The sequence below is a fragment of the Pedobacter sp. GQ55 genome (assembly GCF_059758925.1).
In genome coordinates this window covers 216,336-234,072 of the sequence record NZ_JCAXEI010000007.1, presented here as the reverse complement: position 1 = coordinate 234,072, position 17,737 = coordinate 216,336, and the positions used below count along the sequence as shown (strand labels likewise).

General features: G+C 38.1%; 17 protein-coding genes. 13 read left to right on the top strand and 4 right to left on the bottom strand.

The window, feature by feature from the left end:
- The first annotated feature begins 48 nt into the window (after window positions 1-48).
- The 7 genes from AC6CH7_RS18925 to AC6CH7_RS18895 all read left to right on the top strand — a co-directional run bounded on the left by AC6CH7_RS18925 (window position 49) and on the right by AC6CH7_RS18895 (window position 6,849).
- Window positions 49-501, top strand: coding sequence for an SPOR domain-containing protein (locus AC6CH7_RS18925; RefSeq protein WP_498264215.1), 453 nt, complete (start codon window positions 49-51; stop codon window positions 499-501).
- Window positions 485-1,672: a M20 metallopeptidase family protein gene (locus AC6CH7_RS18920; RefSeq protein WP_498264214.1), complete on the top strand. Its 1,188-nt coding sequence runs from the start codon at window positions 485-487 to the stop codon at window positions 1,670-1,672. The genes AC6CH7_RS18925 and AC6CH7_RS18920 overlap by 17 nt, the downstream gene beginning before the upstream one ends.
- 122 nt (window positions 1,673-1,794) lie before the next feature.
- Entirely contained in the window at window positions 1,795-2,739 is a 945-nt protein-coding gene (locus AC6CH7_RS18915) for a hypothetical protein (protein WP_498264213.1), read from the top strand.
- A 53-nt stretch (window positions 2,740-2,792) separates the two neighbouring features.
- Window positions 2,793-3,458 (top strand): SGNH/GDSL hydrolase family protein, encoded by a 666-nt coding sequence (locus AC6CH7_RS18910; RefSeq protein WP_498264212.1) that lies wholly within the window; start codon window positions 2,793-2,795, stop codon window positions 3,456-3,458.
- Between the two features lie 45 nt (window positions 3,459-3,503).
- The gene (gene dnaG / locus AC6CH7_RS18905; protein WP_498264211.1) at window positions 3,504-5,477 is read left to right on the top strand and encodes a DNA primase; all 1,974 of its coding nucleotides are present in this window, start codon (window positions 3,504-3,506) and stop codon (window positions 5,475-5,477) included.
- A 38-nt stretch (window positions 5,478-5,515) separates the two neighbouring features.
- Entirely contained in the window at window positions 5,516-5,611 is a 96-nt protein-coding gene (locus AC6CH7_RS18900; protein WP_498264250.1) for a YraN family protein, read from the top strand.
- A gap of 131 nt (window positions 5,612-5,742) precedes the next feature.
- Window positions 5,743-6,849, top strand: coding sequence for a glutaminyl-peptide cyclotransferase (locus tag AC6CH7_RS18895; protein WP_498264210.1), 1,107 nt, complete (start codon window positions 5,743-5,745; stop codon window positions 6,847-6,849).
- 13 nt (window positions 6,850-6,862) lie between these two features.
- Here AC6CH7_RS18895 and AC6CH7_RS18890 read toward each other — a convergent pair whose 3' ends face one another.
- Both AC6CH7_RS18890 and pgi read right to left on the bottom strand, forming a co-directional pair.
- The gene (locus tag AC6CH7_RS18890) at window positions 6,863-7,408 is read right to left on the bottom strand and encodes a DUF4251 domain-containing protein (protein WP_498264209.1); all 546 of its coding nucleotides are present in this window, start codon (window positions 7,406-7,408) and stop codon (window positions 6,863-6,865) included.
- Window positions 7,409-7,651: 243 nt separating this feature from the next.
- Complete coding sequence (pgi, locus tag AC6CH7_RS18885; RefSeq protein WP_498264208.1) at window positions 7,652-9,301, bottom strand: glucose-6-phosphate isomerase; 1,650 nt, start codon at window positions 9,299-9,301, stop codon at window positions 7,652-7,654.
- Window positions 9,302-9,470: 169 nt separating this feature from the next.
- On the opposite strand from pgi, the gene AC6CH7_RS18880 reads away from it, so the two are divergent.
- The 3 genes from AC6CH7_RS18880 (at window position 9,471) to AC6CH7_RS18870 (ending at window position 12,042) form a co-directional block, all read left to right on the top strand.
- The gene (locus tag AC6CH7_RS18880; RefSeq protein ID WP_498264207.1) at window positions 9,471-9,974 is read left to right on the top strand and encodes a hypothetical protein; all 504 of its coding nucleotides are present in this window, start codon (window positions 9,471-9,473) and stop codon (window positions 9,972-9,974) included.
- Between the two features lie 76 nt (window positions 9,975-10,050).
- Window positions 10,051-11,125 (top strand): peptide chain release factor 2 gene (gene prfB / locus AC6CH7_RS18875; protein WP_498264206.1). Its coding sequence is split into 2 segments (ribosomal slippage): window positions 10,051-10,110 and window positions 10,112-11,125, totalling 1,074 coding nucleotides; the frame shifts between segments, so codons are not numbered across the junction.
- Between the two features lie 2 nt (window positions 11,126-11,127).
- Complete coding sequence (locus tag AC6CH7_RS18870; RefSeq protein WP_498264205.1) at window positions 11,128-12,042, top strand: alpha/beta hydrolase; 915 nt, start codon at window positions 11,128-11,130, stop codon at window positions 12,040-12,042.
- Window position 12,043: 1 nt separating this feature from the next.
- On the opposite strand, the gene AC6CH7_RS18865 is transcribed toward AC6CH7_RS18870, so the two are convergent.
- Window positions 12,044-12,913 carry a transglutaminase-like domain-containing protein gene (locus tag AC6CH7_RS18865; protein ID WP_498264204.1) on the bottom strand — a complete coding sequence of 290 codons (870 nt, stop codon included), beginning with the start codon at window positions 12,911-12,913 and terminating at the stop codon, window positions 12,044-12,046.
- A 17-nt stretch (window positions 12,914-12,930) separates the two neighbouring features.
- Here AC6CH7_RS18865 and AC6CH7_RS18860 point away from each other — a divergent pair, with 17 nt between their 5' ends.
- Window positions 12,931-13,731, top strand: a complete 801-nt coding sequence (locus tag AC6CH7_RS18860) for an O-methyltransferase (RefSeq protein WP_498264203.1) — start codon at window positions 12,931-12,933, stop codon at window positions 13,729-13,731.
- 31 nt (window positions 13,732-13,762) lie between these two features.
- Here the strand turns inward: AC6CH7_RS18860 and AC6CH7_RS18855 are convergent, their stop codons facing one another.
- The gene (locus tag AC6CH7_RS18855; protein WP_498264202.1) at window positions 13,763-14,842 is read right to left on the bottom strand and encodes a BamA/TamA family outer membrane protein; all 1,080 of its coding nucleotides are present in this window, start codon (window positions 14,840-14,842) and stop codon (window positions 13,763-13,765) included.
- A 330-nt stretch (window positions 14,843-15,172) separates the two neighbouring features.
- On the opposite strand from AC6CH7_RS18855, the gene AC6CH7_RS18850 reads away from it, so the two are divergent.
- Together AC6CH7_RS18850 and AC6CH7_RS18845 are read left to right on the top strand one after the other, a co-directional pair.
- Window positions 15,173-16,153, top strand: coding sequence for a deoxyhypusine synthase family protein (locus tag AC6CH7_RS18850; protein WP_294876595.1), 981 nt, complete (start codon window positions 15,173-15,175; stop codon window positions 16,151-16,153).
- 253 nt (window positions 16,154-16,406) lie between these two features.
- Window positions 16,407-17,699: a c-type cytochrome gene (locus tag AC6CH7_RS18845; protein WP_498264201.1), complete on the top strand. Its 1,293-nt coding sequence runs from the start codon at window positions 16,407-16,409 to the stop codon at window positions 17,697-17,699.
- Window positions 17,700-17,737: the final 38 nt, after the last annotated feature.

The window sequence follows — 17,737 nt, the reverse complement described above, 5'->3', positions numbered from 1 at the left end:
GCCGATTTTTGTAAAAAAAATCGGCATTCTTTTTTTAAAGCCTTGTTCATGAAACTACTATTTGCTGCGTTATTCTGTTGTTCCTCTTTTGGTCTGTTTGCTCAAACCAGGGGTCAGGTAACTATAATTAAGGACCCGATGATAGATAGCTTAATAGCGAAACGCATTGTGTTAAATACAAAGCAACCAGGGGCTGCGACTGTGCCTTACAAGCCAGGACCAGTGGTATCGCAGATGGGATACAGGGTTCAGGCATTTTATGGATCAGACAGAAGACAGGTTTTTAATGAGCAATCAAGATTTAATTCACTTTACCCAGCGGTTAATACTTACATCACTTATAAAGAGCCAAATTATTATTTAAGGGTTGGAGATTTCCGGACACGCCTGGAAGCTCAGCGATTTATGAACGAACTAAGAAGTAATTTCCCTACACTATTTATATTCAGGGAAAAGATTAATGCACCTAATTTAGAATACAACGATGATCCAGAAAGATAAGATACAGGCACTTTCAAATGATATTTTTGAACAAGTTGTTGGCTACCGTCAGCACCTTCATTCAAATCCAGAACTTTCCTTTAAGGAATTTGAAACTTCAGCATTTATTAAAAAGCATTTAACAGATTGGGGTATTCCTTTTTCTGATATGGCCAATACAGGAGTTGTAGGAATTATTAAAGGAGATCTTCCATCTGATAACATTATTGCATTACGAGCAGATATGGATGCCTTGCCAATACTGGAAGCTAATGAAAAACCTTATACATCTAAAAACCCTGGAGTAATGCATGCTTGCGGGCACGATGTACATAGTTCTTCTTTATTAGGCAGTGCTTATATTCTGAATAGCTTAAAGGCTGAATTTGGTGGTACTATTAAGTTGATCTTTCAGCCTGCCGAGGAAGTTTTGCCAGGTGGTGCAAGTATTATGATTAAAGAGGGTGTGCTTGAAAACCCTAAACCACACTCAATAGTTGGACAGCATGTAATGCCTTTAATTGATGCCGGTAAAGTGGGTTTCCGTTCAGGTATCTATATGGCGTCTACTGATGAATTGTATGTAACAGTTCATGGAAAAGGCGGGCATGGTGCACAGCCACATCAAAATATAGATCCTGTATTGATCACCTCGCATATTATTATTGCATTGCAGCAGATTGTGAGCAGGAATGCGGATCCAAGATTGCCTTCTGTGCTTTCTTTTGGAAAGGTACAGGCCAATGGTGCAACGAATATTATCCCTAATGAGGTAAAAATCGAAGGTACCTTTAGAACATTGAACGAAGATTGGCGCAAAGAGGCAAAACGTTTGATGAAAAAAATGGCCGAAGGAATTGCTGAAAGTATGGGTGGAAGCTGTGATTTTAGGATCATGGACGGCTATCCTTATTTGATAAATGAAGAGAAGTTAACGGCTAATGCGCGTGCTTTTGCTGAAGATTATTTGGGTAAAGAGAATGTGGTTGATCTGGATATATGGATGGCTGCAGAGGATTTTGCATATTACTCGCAGGTTACAGACGCTTGCTTTTATAGGTTAGGAACCGGAAATAAAGAAAAGGGAACTACCTATTCTGTTCATACGCCTAACTTTGATATTGATGAAGATGCGCTAAGAACATCTACAGGATTAATGGCTTATGTTGCGCTTAAGCAGCTAGGTAATTAATAAGGTTTGGATAGGGAAAAGTGTTTGGGTAGGTAGTTAATTACACATTCCGTCATCACGACGACAGCTCCAAATGACGATTGCTCTAAACGAGATGACCACCGACTACATAATTAGAATAGATGAAGAAAATACTTTTGTTAGCTGTACTAGTTGGAATTACTTTAAAAGGATCTGCTCAAGAAATAGATCGTTTTAATCCGGATACTATTAAAACCATACAGCTTGATTCGGCCGTAAATATCTCTGCTCAGAAATTTGGTGTAGAGACCTTTATTAACGCCATTATTACTGATGAAAGCTTTTATAAGGCTTTCAGGAACATGAAAAAGTATAATTTCATTGCAGAGAACAACATCTATACTTATAATAAAAAAAATAAGGTAGACGGGCGGATCTATCGCAAGATCAAACATACTAATGAAGGCCCCGAAAAGATGGTATACCTTGCAAAACAGGATACCGGAAAGGTGTACAGAAAGAATGGCAAATACCAATTGTATACGATTGAAATGTTTGACTATATCTTTATGAATGCTTACAAAACTGAATTCTCGGAAGAAGATTCAAGGGGGGGTAAAGCAGATGGTTCAAATGCCGGATATAAGGATAAATTAAAGACATTGATATTTGCTCCGGGGAAGCCAATTAAAGGGTTACCTTTTATTGGTAGTAAAACAGAAATTTTTACTGCGAATATGCGACAGTATTACGATTACAGCTATTACAGCGGGACATATCTGGATTCAATTCCGGTATATCGTTTTAAGGTTACGGTGAAGAAGGATTTGAGCAACGGGACCAAAGAAGGGCTGATGATAAAGGAGCTTACTACCATATTTGATAAGCGTACTTTCGAAATTCTGGGCCGTTATGTAGATATGAAATACAGTAATATGCTGTTTGATTTTAATGTGCAGATGAACATTGAAACCAGTTATTTTGGCGACGAGAAACTGCCTACGAAAATCTCTTATCAGGGGAATTGGGACTATCCTTTAAAAAAGGAAGAACGTGCCAGCTTTTTAATTGTACATAAGGATTATCACCTTGGAAAAGGAAAGTAATTTTTTAACTTCGTAATAAGCTCTTTAAGCTTTGTTCTTAAAAAATTATAACAATGAAAACTTACTTCAAATCACTGACATTACTGTCTGCATTTCTTATGGTATTACTTTTCTCTGCTATGAATAATAAACCCAAAAAGATCATCTTCTTTGGAGATTCTATTACTCAGGCTGGCGTTGAGCCGGGTGGGTATGTTGACCTGATAAAAAAAGCGCTTGACCCCGCAAAATACGAAGTTATAGGTGCAGGTATCGGTGGTAATAAGGTATACGATCTTTATCTTCGAATGGAAGAAGATGTGTTGAACAAAAAACCAAATCTGGTAGTAATTTACATTGGGGTTAATGATGTATGGCACAAGCAGTCGAGCAGAACAGGAACAGATTACGATAAGTTCATCAAGTTCTATCAGGCATTGATAAATAAGATTCAGGCAAATGGCGCCAAAGTTGTTCTTTGTACTCCGGCGGTAATTGGCGAAAAAAAGAATGGCGTAAATGAGATGGATGGAGATTTGGATAAGTATTCTGGTGCTATAAGAGAACTTGCTGCTAAAAATAACCTTCCACTTTGTGACTTGAGGGCGATATTTAAGACTTATAATACTGAGAATAATACTGAAGATAAAGACAAAGGAATTTTAACTTCTGATGGTGTGCACTTGAATGAAAAAGGCAATCAGACTTTAGCAGAAAAGCTATTGCCATTAGTGAAATAGTTTCAGCGATTTGCTGCATTTGGAAGAGAGGATAAATAATAGGGAATGATTGATCAGGATACCATAAACAAAATCACGGAAACCGCTCGTATTGAGGAGGTAGTTGGTGATTTTGTAACTCTAAAAAAACGCGGTTCAAGTTTAATAGGGAATTGCCCATTTCACAATGAGAAAACTCCTTCGTTCCACGTATCGGTGGCTAAGGGGATTTATAAATGTTTTGGCTGCGGTAAGGGGGGCGATTCTGTTCACTTTATTATGGACCATGAAAAGTACTCCTATCCTGAGGCACTTAAGTTTCTGGCTAATAAATATAATATCGAAGTAGAGGAGACTGTTCAGTCGCCTCAAAATATAGAAGCCCAGAATGCTCGCGAGAGCTTGTACATCGTTTCTGAGTACGCTGCAAATTACTTTGCCAACGAACTGTGGACAGGTGAGGATGGAAGGGCAATTGGCTTAAGTTATTTTAAGGAGCGTGGTTTTAGAGAGGATATTTTAAAGAAATTCCAATTGGGTTATTCGCCCGATGCCTGGGATGCTTTGATCCAGAGTGCTGTCGGAGCAGGACATAAAGAAGAATATCTGGAGAAAACAGGCCTTGCAATCAGGAATGATAAAGGTAGGCTATATGACCGCTTTCGGGGCAGGGTGCTGTTCCCAATTCATAATTTTACCGGAAGGATAATTGGTTTTGGAGGCAGGACCTTAAAAACAGATAAAAATGTTCCTAAGTATGTAAACTCGCCGGAAAGCGATATTTATCATAAATCTAATGTGCTTTATGGTTTATTTCACGCTAAGAAGGCAATTAGAGATGCAGATAATTGTTATCTGGTTGAAGGTTATGCAGATGTTTTAGCTGTTCATCAGGCTGGCATAGAAAACGTGGTGGCCTCGTCGGGAACATCATTAACTACCGAACAAATAAGATTGATAGGCAGGTTCTCGGAAAATGTTACCATTCTGTATGATGGTGATGCTGCGGGTATTAAAGCCTCTCTGCGTGGTTTAGACATGATCCTTGAAGAAGGATTGAATGTTAAGGTTGTTCTTTTCCCGGATGGGCATGATCCAGATTCCTACATGCATCATGTTGGCTCGGGAGAGTTTAAAAAGTACATAGAGAATAACCGTAAGGATTTCATTTTATATAAGGCCAGTATTTTATTAAAAGAGGCTGGAACTGATCCAATAAAAAGGGCAGGTATCATTAGGGATATTGTAGAAAGTATCGCCAAGATACCCGATGACATTAAAGCTTCTGTTTTTATAAGAGAATGCAGTGGCTTGTTGCAGGTTGAAGAAAGAATATTGCTTTCTGAATTGAACAAAATCAGGGCGGCAAAATTTAAAAAGACAAGTGGGGGCAACCAACCTCAGCAGGGGCAATATCAGCCAAGTCCTTACCAGCCAGATGGACCGCCAGATAATCTGTTTGAGAATCCGGGAGAGTCTGCCGGGTCCACAGAGCAGGTTGAAACTGCGGATACCAATCTAATACAGGAACGTGAGATCATTCGGCTACTGCTGGCATTTGGCCATGAGTTGGTTACCTGGGATAAGATAGATAATATGTATATCGGCTCTTTTATTATACAGAATTTAGCTGATGTTACTTTTGAGGATGAGATATGTAAACTCATTATCGACACTTACAGAGAAGAAATAGAGAGTGGCCATTTGCCGGTTGCAAGCCAGTTTATTAAAAGTGGCGACAGGCGGATTGTTGATCTTGCAATTACACTATCGACCTCACCCTATTCGCTGAGTGAAAACTGGGAAAACAGGCATAATATTTATGTTAGAGACGAGAGCATAAACCTAAAAGCCACAATTTTTGGTGGTCTCTATCATCTTAAAAAGAACAAAATCGGTAAGATGCTTACCGATATTACAAAAGAACTTTCAAATGAAACGGATCCCGTAAATCAGGAGATTCTGATGCAGCGCCACATGATGATAAAGGGCGTAGAGAGAGATATTTCTAAGTACCTTGGCACGGTTATATTAAAGTAATGGCCAGTCACAACGATTTAGGTAAATGAGGAGAAAATATTGCTAAGGAGTATTTAGAAAATCTGGGTTATCGGATACTAAAAATGAACTGGAGGTACGGAAGAGCGGAGGTTGACGTTATTTGTAAGCAGTAAGAAGGAAAGACAACTTGAGTATGTTTCATCTGCCTACATTGAAGTGAATAATCATGAGGGAGAAATTCGTTTCGATATTATTGCAATTGTTTTTGAAAATAAACACCTTTATAAAATTAATCATATTGAAGATGCATTCTGGCCAAGTTAAAAATAACACCAATTTCTTTAAGGTAATACCGATCCTTTCTCTACTATTTAGCGTTTCATTTATCTTTTCATGTAAGAATGAACCTTCTGTTTCTGTAGTAGGGTTTAAAGCGCCCGAACAAGGGCAAATGTTTGGTTTAGGTGATGAAGTAAAGGTAGAGCTGGATGTTCCAAAAGACAATCAGATTAAATCTGTTACTTACCAGGTAGATGGTAAAACTGTTGAAACGAAGAATGGAGCAGAAGCCATAAGTATAAAAACAAAAGGATTGGCCGTAGGGTATAAGATAATTACTGCAATAACTGATGACGGGAGTAAAAAAGATACTTCGACAATTAATATTGTACTAAGATCAGGATTGAACCCTGAGCTGTTGACTTATAAAATTGTTAAAACTTATCCTCACGATACCTCCTCGTATACTCAGGGATTGGAATACCATAATGGAAGATTACTGGAAAGTACTGGTGAGAATGGTTTCTCGACATTGAGATGGGTAGATTTGGCAACTGGTAAGGCAATACAAAAAATAGATCTTGAGAAGCAATATTTTGGAGAAGGATCTACACTTGTAGAGGATAAGATTGTAATGTTAACCTATAAAGCGAATTCAGGTTTTGTATATGATGCCAAAACCTTTAAACAGCTTGGAACATTTCCGTATCAAACCAGCAGAGAGGGTTGGGGTTTATGTTATGATGGGAAGCAGCTCATCATGTCTGACGGTACAAACCGACTTTATTTCATGAATAAGGATACCTATAAAGATGAACGTGTGATTGATGTTTATGATAACCTTGGAGCAGTTGATTCCATAAATGAACTGGAATATATAGACGGTAAGATCTACGCAAATATTTATCAATACAATTACTTGGTGGTCATAGATCCTAATACAGGGATTGTTGAGAAGAAAATAGACTTGAGTGGATTGTTGCCAAAAGGATACTTTAAAACAGAAGACAGTATCTTAAATGATGTTTTAAATGGTATAGCCTGGGATAAACAAGGTAAACGCCTGTTTGTTACCGGAAAGAAATGGCCTAAGTTGTTTGAAATAGCGTTAGTTCCTGTAAAGAAGAACTAACGCCAATCTTTAATTATTTTGCAGGTGCATTATTAGACTTTACAACAGGCTCGCTAATGTAGCCGTTGAATGCAATGGCTTGTCTGTAGTTACTGGTTACGTTAAGTACCGCGTATCCTTTTTCTCCAACACTAAGCGTAAGTGATTGCGCGTCTTTAGTGTCTTTTGGTCTAATAGTTATTAGCCAGCCACCTTTTTTCCTTTTCTCGGTTTTGTAGGTGAAATCTTTAGATTTAAATTTAATGCCTGAGTCATTAGGATTTAAATTTGCGCTGTATGCCCTGCCGTAGTAAGGTAAATATGCTTCTACACTATCTTTAGCTATTGTCAGCGTGTATTGAGATCCACTAAGCTGAATTGCTCCGCTTCCCTGCCCCCCCGGAAATCTCTGCAGAACCTTATTAAGGTCCATATTTGCCATTGGTAATGCTGTTGTAGCATTAAATACCAAAGTTTTGGCTTCTACCAGTCTTGCTGTGGTTTCTTTATCCGTTTGGGCAGAAACCTGTATCGCGATGAACATGATAACCAACAATAATGTGTTTTTAAGCGTTTTCATGATGATTTACTTTAAATGTGTTTATATCTCAATTTACAAAAAAAATAGCATTAAACCTTTTTAATCATAAAATATGAACATGCTACTCTTTTGGGTTAGAACAAATTAACATTAAAAGGTTTAATGCGGTCATTTAAAGATGTCGTTATCTCGACGATAGGAGAGAGATCTCCTATCGTCGAGATAACGACGTTTAAGTAAATAAAAAACTACTTAAGTAAGTGCAAACTAAGTGTTCAATACCTAATTTCTCCAGGCTTTGTATTGATTGATCAATCCGTTTGTAGATCCATCATGAGAAGAAACATCAATATTGTCTTGCAGTTCAGGTAAAATACTTTTTGCTAATTGTTTACCAAGCTCAACACCCCACTGATCAAAGCTGAAGATGTTCCATATAATGCCTTGTACAAAAATTTTATGCTCATATATGGCTATCAGGGTTCCTAAGCTAAATGGTGTAACTTTCTTTAATAGGATAGAGTTGGTTGGCCTGTTGCCTTCAAAAACCTTAAATGGAGCCAGTTTGTTAATCTCTTCGTCTGACTTACCTTCTTTTTTAAGTTCTGCAACAACCTGCTCTTTGGTTTTCCCATTCATTAAGGCTTCTGTTTGAGCAAAGAAGTTCGATAAAAGAATTGGATGATGATCGCCGATAGGGTTTAAACTTTGTGCAGGGGCAATGAAATCGCAAGGGATTAAGCGCGTTCCCTGGTGTATTAATTGATAAAAGGCATGTTGACCGTTAGTGCCAGGTTCACCCCAAATGATTGGGCCGGTTTCGTAGTTTACATCATTTCCATTGCGATCTACATGTTTACCGTTACTTTCCATATCGCCTTGTTGGAAATAAGCTGCAAAACGATGCATGTATTGATCATAAGGTAAAATAGCCTGAGTTTCGGCATCAAAGAAATTGATATACCAAACGCCTATAAGGCCTAATAATACGGGGATATTGATTTCAAATTCTGCAGTTTCAAAGTGTTGATCTGCTGAATGTGCTCCGGCCAGGAGTTGTTTGAAGTTATCGAAACCTATGCTCAATGAAATGGGTAATCCGATGGCACTCCAAAGAGAATATCTTCCTCCAACCCAATCCCAGAATTCGAACATGTTTTCAGTATCAATTCCAAAAGCAGAAACGTCTTTTGCATTGGTTGATAAGGCTGCAAAGTGTTTTGCAATATCATCGGCTTTTGCTCCTTTTTCCAGAAACCAGCTTCTTGCAGTATTTGCATTGGTCATGGTTTCCTGAGTAGTAAACGTTTTTGAGGCAATCAGGAACAGTGTAGTTTCCGGATCAACTTGTTTTAAGGCCTCTGCAATGTGGGTGCCATCTATATTTGATACAAAATGCATGTTAAGATGATTTTTGTATGCCTTTAAAGCTTCGGTAACCATTACAGGGCCCAAATCAGAACCTCCAATACCAATATTAACAACATCAGTTATCGCTTTACCGGTGTAGCCTTTCCAGCTTCCGGAAATAATGGCGTTACTGAATTTCTCCATTTTTGAAAGCACGTGATGGACGTCTTTAACAACGTTTTTACCATCTACCAAAATTTCGCCATCGGCAGGTTCGCGTAATGCAACGTGTAATACTTGTCTGCCTTCTGTCTGGTTAATTTTATCTCCACTAAACATTGCCTTTATTGCTTCATCTAATTTGCATTCTCTGGCTAATTGAATGAGCAGAGCTATAGTGGTATCGTCAATTCGGTTTTTCGAATAGTCGACCAAGATATCTTCAAATATTAATGAGAATTTCTCAAAGCGTCCCTCATCTTCAGCAAATAGCTGTTTTAAGCTCTTTTCATTAATGTTGATGAAGTGATCGGCCAGGTATTTGTAAGCGGCGGTTTCTGTAAAGTTTACTGTTGGAAGCATAATAATTAGTGTTTTTGTAAATGTAGCGGTTTATTTTATTTCACAAAATTTGATTGCAGAGATTTAATATTTTAATGATAAACATAGTTTCATCGGAAATTCACATAAGAGAATTATTTTAGCTATATTTAAATATAATAGGCAATGTATTGCCCTAAAAAAACTAGCTATGATTGAAAATTTAAAACAATTGGTAACAGAAAATGTTCAGGACGCGATTGTAAATAATAGTGCAGTTCCGAATGAACAAAATGACGCAGCAATTGAAGCCGCGTCAGGTTCTATTATTGACGCGCTAAAAGAAAAGCTGTCATCAGGAGATATTGGAGGTTTAGTAGATACATTTAAAAATGGAGGTACAGGTTCAGTTGTTGATCAGGCATCATCCGGTTTTACAGAAAAACTGGCAGGTTTAGGTATAAATCTGGATACTGCAAAAAGTATTGCTGCTTCTATTATTCCTACAATAATGGAAAAGTTTGTAAATAAGACTAACGATCCAAACGATAATTCATTTAATATTAAAGATGTATTAGGCAACCTTGCAGGACCAGATGGTAAATTTGATCTGTCGGACCTTACAGGGATGTTTACAGGAAATAATGATGGTGCCCCTGGAACTGAGGGTAAAGGAGATGGAATTATAGATAAACTAAAGGGACTTTTTAATTAATTCTCCCAATTTCGCAAATGGCTATTTAAACATTGTTTAAGTAGCCATTTGTGTTTTATGTTATATATTTGTGATTATGACTAAAGAACAAATTCAGGATTTAAGGGACAGAGTAGCGTCGCTGAGGAGGTACCTTTGACGTTGAAAACCGATTAGAAGATATTCGCATTGAGCAGGAGCTTACCCTGCAGCCAAATTTTTGGGACGACCCTAAGAAAGCCGAAAAACATATTGCTGAAATTAATTCCAAAAAGGTGTGGACTGATGGCTGGCAGCACGCCAACAGCGTGTTGGAAGATACCCAGGTGCTTTTTGACTTCTGGCAGAGCGGAGACGCCACTGAGACAGAAATGCAGGAACAATTTGAGCTCTGTGTAAATGCCATTGAAGATCTGGAGCTGAAAAACATGCTCAAAACCAAAGAAGACCAGCTGAATGCCGTAATGCAGATCACCGCAGGTGCCGGAGGAACAGAAAGTTGCGACTGGGCCTATATGCTAATGCGTATGTACTTAATGTGGGCAGAGAAAAATGGATACAAGGTAAGTGAACAGGATTACCAGGAAGGTGAGGTTGCGGGTGTTAAAACAGTTACAATTGAAATCTCGGGTGAATTCGCATATGGGTATTTAAAGGGCGAAAATGGGGTGCATCGCCTTGTGAGAATCTCTCCTTTTGATTCCAATGCAAGAAGGCATACTTCTTTTGCGTCAGTTTATGTATATCCATTGGTAGATGACACGATAGAAATTGAAGTAAAGGATTCTGAGATAGAGTTTGAAACGTTCCGATCAGGAGGTGCTGGCGGACAGAATGTAAACAAGGTAGAAACTGCAGTTCGTTTATATCATAAACCTTCAGGGATCATTATTAAGAATCAGGAGTCGCGTTCACAGCTCCAAAATAAAGAAAATGCCATTCGCCTATTGAAATCGCAGCTTTACGAGATTGAGATGCGCAAGCGTATGGAAGCTACAGCTTTGGTAGAAGGAAGTAAGAAAAAGATAGAGTGGGGTTCGCAAATCAGAAGTTATGTGTTGGACGACAGGAGGGTGAAAGATCATAGGACCAATTATCAGACCTCAAACCCGCAGGCCGTGCTGGATGGAGACATAAACGATTTTTTAAAAGCATACTTAATGGAATTTTAAAGATGAAATATTTTACCTCGCTATTAATGATACTGATGTGTACAGCTAATTTGAATGCTCAGGAAATAGTTAAATTATATCCCGGAGTAATACCGGGATCAAAACCAACACCTGCGGACTTTAAGGAGACGGCTCCTGTTGGAGATGATGGAATTATGCGGATCAGTAAGGTGTCTGAGCCAACGCTTACTGTCTTTTTACCTTCAAAGGAAAAGGCTACAGGAGCAGCTGTTATTATTTGCCCAGGGGGTGGTTATGGTATTTTGGCTATTAATCATGAGGGGTACAATGTTGCAAAGCGATTTAATGAGATAGGTGTAGCCGCATTTGTACTAAAATATCGCTTACCTAATGATGCAATAATGGTTGATAAATCATTCGGCCCATTGATGGATGCAGAACAGGCAATCTATCTGGTAAGGGGACAAGCTAAGAAATGGAACATTGAGCCGGCAAAAATTGGTATTATGGGTTTTTCGGCAGGAGGACATCTGGCCTCGACATTGACGGTTCATTACGATGATGTGAAAATTGAGAATAAAGAGAAGCTAAGTCTGAGGCCTGATTTTTCTATCTTAATTTATCCGGTTATTTCATTTATAGAATCGCCGCATAAAGGTTCTGTAAATAATCTGGTCGGAGCTAATGCAACGCAGTCACAGAAAGAATATTTTTCTAATGAGAAACATGTAACGCCACAAACCCCACCAACATTTTTAGTTCACGCGAATGATGATGGTGGAGTACCGGTAGAAAATAGCATTATTTTTAATCAGGCATTGGTGGCTAACAAGGTTAAATCGGAAATGCATTTATATCAGGGTGGCGGACATGGTTTTGGTTTGAACAATAAAACCACGTCAGACGATTGGTTTGAACGGCTGACGAATTGGATGAAAAGTAATAAGTTATTATAACTTAAAGCTCAGTATTCGCCAGAATATCCTGTAATTCCTTAAGCTCTTCAACCTTTTCTTTTGAACCCAGGTTCTCATAGGCAGATATCAGGTTGCGGATAACGCGCCTGATGATCTCTACATTGCTGCAGGGGGCGTAGAATCCCGGAAGAGGGTCGAGGTTTAGCTGGCGTAGAAACTGATCAACATCATGTTTGCCAAATATGGCGCCCTTGTTAAAGGCATTAATATAAAAAAGCACTCCAAATTCCTGTTCCTCGCGCTTGCTCTCGTCTATATATCCTAAAATAAAATGCTGAGGCAGGTTTACTCCATATACAGGGATATCCAGTTTTTGGGCAAGCGTAGAATAGATAATGGCAAGGGAAATCTGATTACCTTTTTTACTTTCTAACACTTGATTTATATATGAATTCTGGGGGTCGTGGTGATTTTTTGTATTTCCACTAAAGCCGTAAATGTTATAAAAGATATGGTTGATCAGTTTTATCTTTTCAATAGAACTCATTTCATATTGCAATCCTAACCAGATTTCTCTTTTAATTTCTTCAATCTGAAGGATCACCTTATCCTCATCAAGATCAGGATATTGGTAGCGGTTAATAACTAAGGCACCTTGTAATAGATCAAATGCCCCGCTTTGATACCATAAATTAAGATCTTCCTTGACATTTGAAAACTGTATCTTATGTACAATATTTTCTATTCTTTGTTGAAGCAAAGCATCTAATGAATGTTCCCAGGCATTTTCAAGGTAGTCAATGACTTCATTGCCATATTCAAGCAGCCGTCCCTCAACATGTTGATAGATTTCCTGATCGGGATCGTCAAGAAGTTTTACTAAAGCAGTTATTTCTTTAATGTTTTCCATTAAACATACAAATTTGAATGCCTATTTTTGCGGCTATGGTTTTTAACTTTATCAGTGATTATCTGAAGCATCGCTTTACCTCAAAAAGCAGGCATGGTACCCATTCCCCATTTGTTTATAAACTTACGGATGAGGTAATTTACGATTTTAAGTCTAAAATTGAATATAAAAGCATTGAAGCGCAGAGAAAAAAACTTTTCAATGACGATTCCTTAGTAACTGTGACCGATCTGGGGGCAGGTTCTCATTTAAATAAGAACCGTACAAAGAAGGTGAGTCAGATTGCAAAGAACGCATTGAAGAGCCCTGCTTTGGCTCAGCTGATTTATCGTTTAGCAAAAGATAATGATCCTAAAAGCATTATTGAACTGGGAACTTGTTTGGGGATAACTACTGCTTATTTATCGAAAGCCTGTCCTGACGCTGAAGTTATTACAATTGAGGGCTGCCCGGAAACTGCAAAAGTTGCTCATAATAATTTTAAAGAACTGGATCTCGAAAATGTTGAATTGCAGGTTGGGAATTTTGATGTATTACTTCCTGAGGTAATAGCTAAAGCAAAAAAACTCGATTTTGTTTACATTGATGGGAATCATAGGAAAGAGGCTACATTAAATTATTTCAATTGGTGTTTACCTAAGATTGATGAAAACTCCCTGCTCATATTCGATGATATATATTGGAGTAAAGGAATGAAAGAAGCCTGGCAAGAAATTAAGGACCATCCAGAGGTTGTTGTTACAATTGATCTATTCTGGATAGGATTGGTTTATTTTAGAAAAGGACAGGCTAAAGAGCATTTTAAAATAAAGTTTTAGAACAGCCAGACCCTCATGAAGCTTTTTAATATTAAAAAGCTTCAGCTAAACTGATGTAAAAACCAGTTTGGCGTTTTTCATTTGCCCGTTTTTCACCAACACCATAATCAACGCGTACGCTTAACCCTTTTTCAGGGTCAAAGAAATATCGACCGCCAGCTCCATAAGAAGGTTTAAAGCTTTTGATGGATAGGTCGCCATTATCAAATACTTGCCCTGCACCACCAAATATGACAGCACCAAACCTGTTGTTGTAGCGATACCGTAGCTCTGCTTGTCCGGCAAGCAAGTTTCTTTCTCTGTATCGCCCGGTATAGTAGCCCCTCATCATTTCATCGTTACCCATTTGCTGTAATAAGTAGAAAGGGATGTTTTTGCCTTGAACAGAATGGAATAACCCATTTACTCCAATAACAAACTTGGGCGATAAAGACCAAAAGTTACGCACATTCGCTTTTATTAGACTTCCTGTGAAATTCTCTCCTCCCCAGAAGTCTGGTGCATATTGATAGGTTACTTTTCCGTAAAAGCCTTTGGTGGTATAGTTGTTAGAATTTCTGGTATCATAAGTTTGAGAAATTCCTGCATAGAATACAGAACCTCCTATTTTGTGGATTAGTGTTTGATCGGTGGTAAAAATGCCTCCCACTTCTTTATCGGTAAAATGATAGTTTTCAAAACCAAGAGATAAACCACTGTACATATGAGGTAAGAGTAATTTTTCAGCTTCTAGGCCAACTTTAACATAGCCTTGAATGAGTCTGTCTTCGTTAGCCTCAAGAGTTTCATTGCCTATACCATAAAAATCGAAGGGCATTCTTTTAAAGCGTACTTCGGCAATGTAGTGATGTGTATTTTGTTTCGTCCAAACATCTCCTTTCAGGGAGATATTATATTGGCCCTTAGTAGATGCAGAAAGCACAGTTGAAAAATTTGAACTACGGTTTGTAAGGTCTTTCCTATCTAGATAAGTAGAGTAAAGTGCACCAATGCCAAATTCAAGACCTATTTCTTGTGTATATCTAAAAACGGGAACGGGCATAAAACTCGGCCTGCGTGAGGAATCTGTTTTATTAGATAGATAGCGCTCTATTAGTTTCTTTTGTGCCATTGAATTTAGGGCTATTAAAACAAATACGGTGCACAGGGAAATTCTCTTCATTGGCCTAAAATAGTAGAAAAATTTAATTATCAGTTCTGCCTAGCAACTTTAAGGCCAGTGTTTGAATTTGAAACCTAAAGTTTGGAACTTATCCTAACTAGATTTTTACATGAAGAGAAAAGGTCATTGTAAGAAGAAAAACAGTGTTGTTTATATTGTTAAGCTGGAATCTTGCTTTAGATATGGCAGGTAGTTGTGCCGGTTTTTAAGTAGAGGTGAAGTACAATTAGGGCATTAAGATTATTTGCCTATTTTTGCGGCAACAAAATTAAGATCAAAATGAGTACAACAAGAGGACCTATATCTCAGTTCATGGAGCGTAATTATCTCCATTTTAATGCAGCCGCAATGATGGATGCTGCTAAGGGATATGAAACGCACTTAGATGAAGGTGGTAAAATGATGATCACGCTAGCTGGCGCGATGAGTACCGCAGAATTGGGAATTTCACTGGCTGAGATGATTCGTCAGGACAAAGTATCAATTATTTCATGTACAGGTGCGAATCTGGAAGAAGATATTATGAACCTTGTTGCGCACTCACATTATAAACGTGTACCTAACTATCGTGACTTGAGTCCTCAGGATGAATGGGATTTATTAGAGAACCATTACAATCGTGTTACTGACACTTGTATTCCTGAAGAAGAGGCGTTTCGCAGGTTGCAAAAACATATTTATAAAATCTGGAAAGATGCGGACAATGCGGGAGAACGTTATTTTCCACATGAGTTTATGTATAAAATGCTGTTAAGTGGAGATTTGGAACAATACTATGAGATTGATCCTAAGAATTCATGGATGCTGGCAGCGGCAGAAAAGAATCTGCCTATTGTTGTACCAGGATGGGAAGATTCTACAATGGGTAACATCTTCGCATCTTATGTGATGAAATCAGAAGTTAAAGCAACTACCATGAAAAGTGGTATTGAGTACATGGGCTGGTTAGCCGATTGGTATATCAAAAACAGCGATGGCAAAGGAATTGGATTCTTTCAAATAGGAGGTGGTATAGCAGGAGATTTCCCTATATGTGTGGTTCCAATGTTGTATCAGGACATGGAAATGGAGAACATTCCATTCTGGAGTTACTTCTGTCAGATCTCTGATTCAACAACTTCATACGGCTCATATTCAGGAGCAGTTCCTAATGAAAAAATTACCTGGGGTAAGTTAGATATAAATACACCGAAATTCATTGTAGAATCTGATGCGACTATCGTGGCACCACTGATCTTTGCGTGGTTATTAAAAATGTAATTTAAATTCGCAAGTCCTGCTTTGAAAGTAGGACTTAAAATGGAATCAGTGATTTTTAAAAAATTGCTGATTTTCGTCGTTTAAAGCATAAAAAACGAACTATTTAGATTGATTATAAATTGTATTTACTGTCATTTATTTGTCATTGGTAAGTTAATAAATTTTACTTTTGTGGACGTTTTGGTAAAGGACCTAAGTTTAAAAGCCAATTACGTTTATAAAGTTTTTTAAAAAATAGCATAAAATACTCATTATGAGGGATATCTCATTGATCGTTAGAAGAGTTTGGAAGTCGGCATTCATGTTCACGGCTCTATCTGTTTTAATCGTTTCTGCAACACAGGCACAAGATGTAGTAGAGGGCCGCAAACTATTTAAGGATAATTGTAATTCTTGTCACCAGTTAGATCGTAACAGTACTGGTCCGGCATTAACATCAAAACTTAATGAGCTTGATGAGGCTTTTGCAATCAAGTGGATCAGAAACTGGAAAGCGTTAGTTGATGCAGGAGACAAACAAGCCATAGAGGCTTCGAAGTTCTCAGCTGCGGAGATGACAACATTTCCACGTTTGACTGATGATCAAATTAAAAACATTATAGCTTACGCTAAAGCAGGTGAGCCTAAGAAAGAAGGGGATAAAGCAGCAACAGAAGGAGCTTCTGAAGGTGTGTCTAGTTTTTCAATCGCAGGGGTTGCCGCAATTATCCTGATATCTATTATTGTATTGATCGTTTTAGGTCGTGCGATAAAAATGTTAGAACGTTTGATACTTCAAAAACAAGGGGTTGTTCTTGCTGAAGAAGATAACGTTCCTTTAGGTGCAGGTATTAAAGGATTGTTTAAGAACAAGAAATTTGTATTTTTCTTCATCCTAGGCTTAATTATAACCTTAGGTTCATTTGGCTGGATGGGTATGTGGGATACAGGTGTTCATACTGGTTACCAACCGGTTCAACCAATCAAGTTCTCGCATGAGCTGCACGCTGGTACCAATCAAATTGATTGTCAGTATTGCCATGCTGGTGCGTTTAAATCAAAAAACTCAACCATTCCATCTTTGAATGTTTGTATGAACTGTCACAAGTCAGTACAGGCAACAGAGAAATATGATGGCGAGATTTCACCAGAGATTCAAAAGATTTACACTGCACTTGGATATGATCCGGCAACTATGACTTATGATCACTCAAAAGAGAAACCAGTTGAATGGGTTCGTGTTCACAACCTTCCTGACTTCGCTTACTTTAATCACTCTCAACACGTAGTTGTAGGTGAAGAAGCTATCAGAAAAGAAAAAGGTTTGAAACCAAATGAGCCTGTTTGCTTTGCATGTCATGGTCCGGTTGATACAATGGAAGAGATATACCAATACTCTCCACTTACCATGAAATGGTGTGTTAACTGTCATAAAGATACCAAACTTGAAGTTAAAGGAAATGCATTCTATGATAAGATCATTGAAGCGCATGAGAAAATCAAGAAAGGTGAGAAAATCACTCCTGCAGCTTTGGGTGGTTTAGAATGTGGTAAGTGCCACTATTAATTAGAGTTTAATAAAAAGAACGTTCGATAAACAGTAAT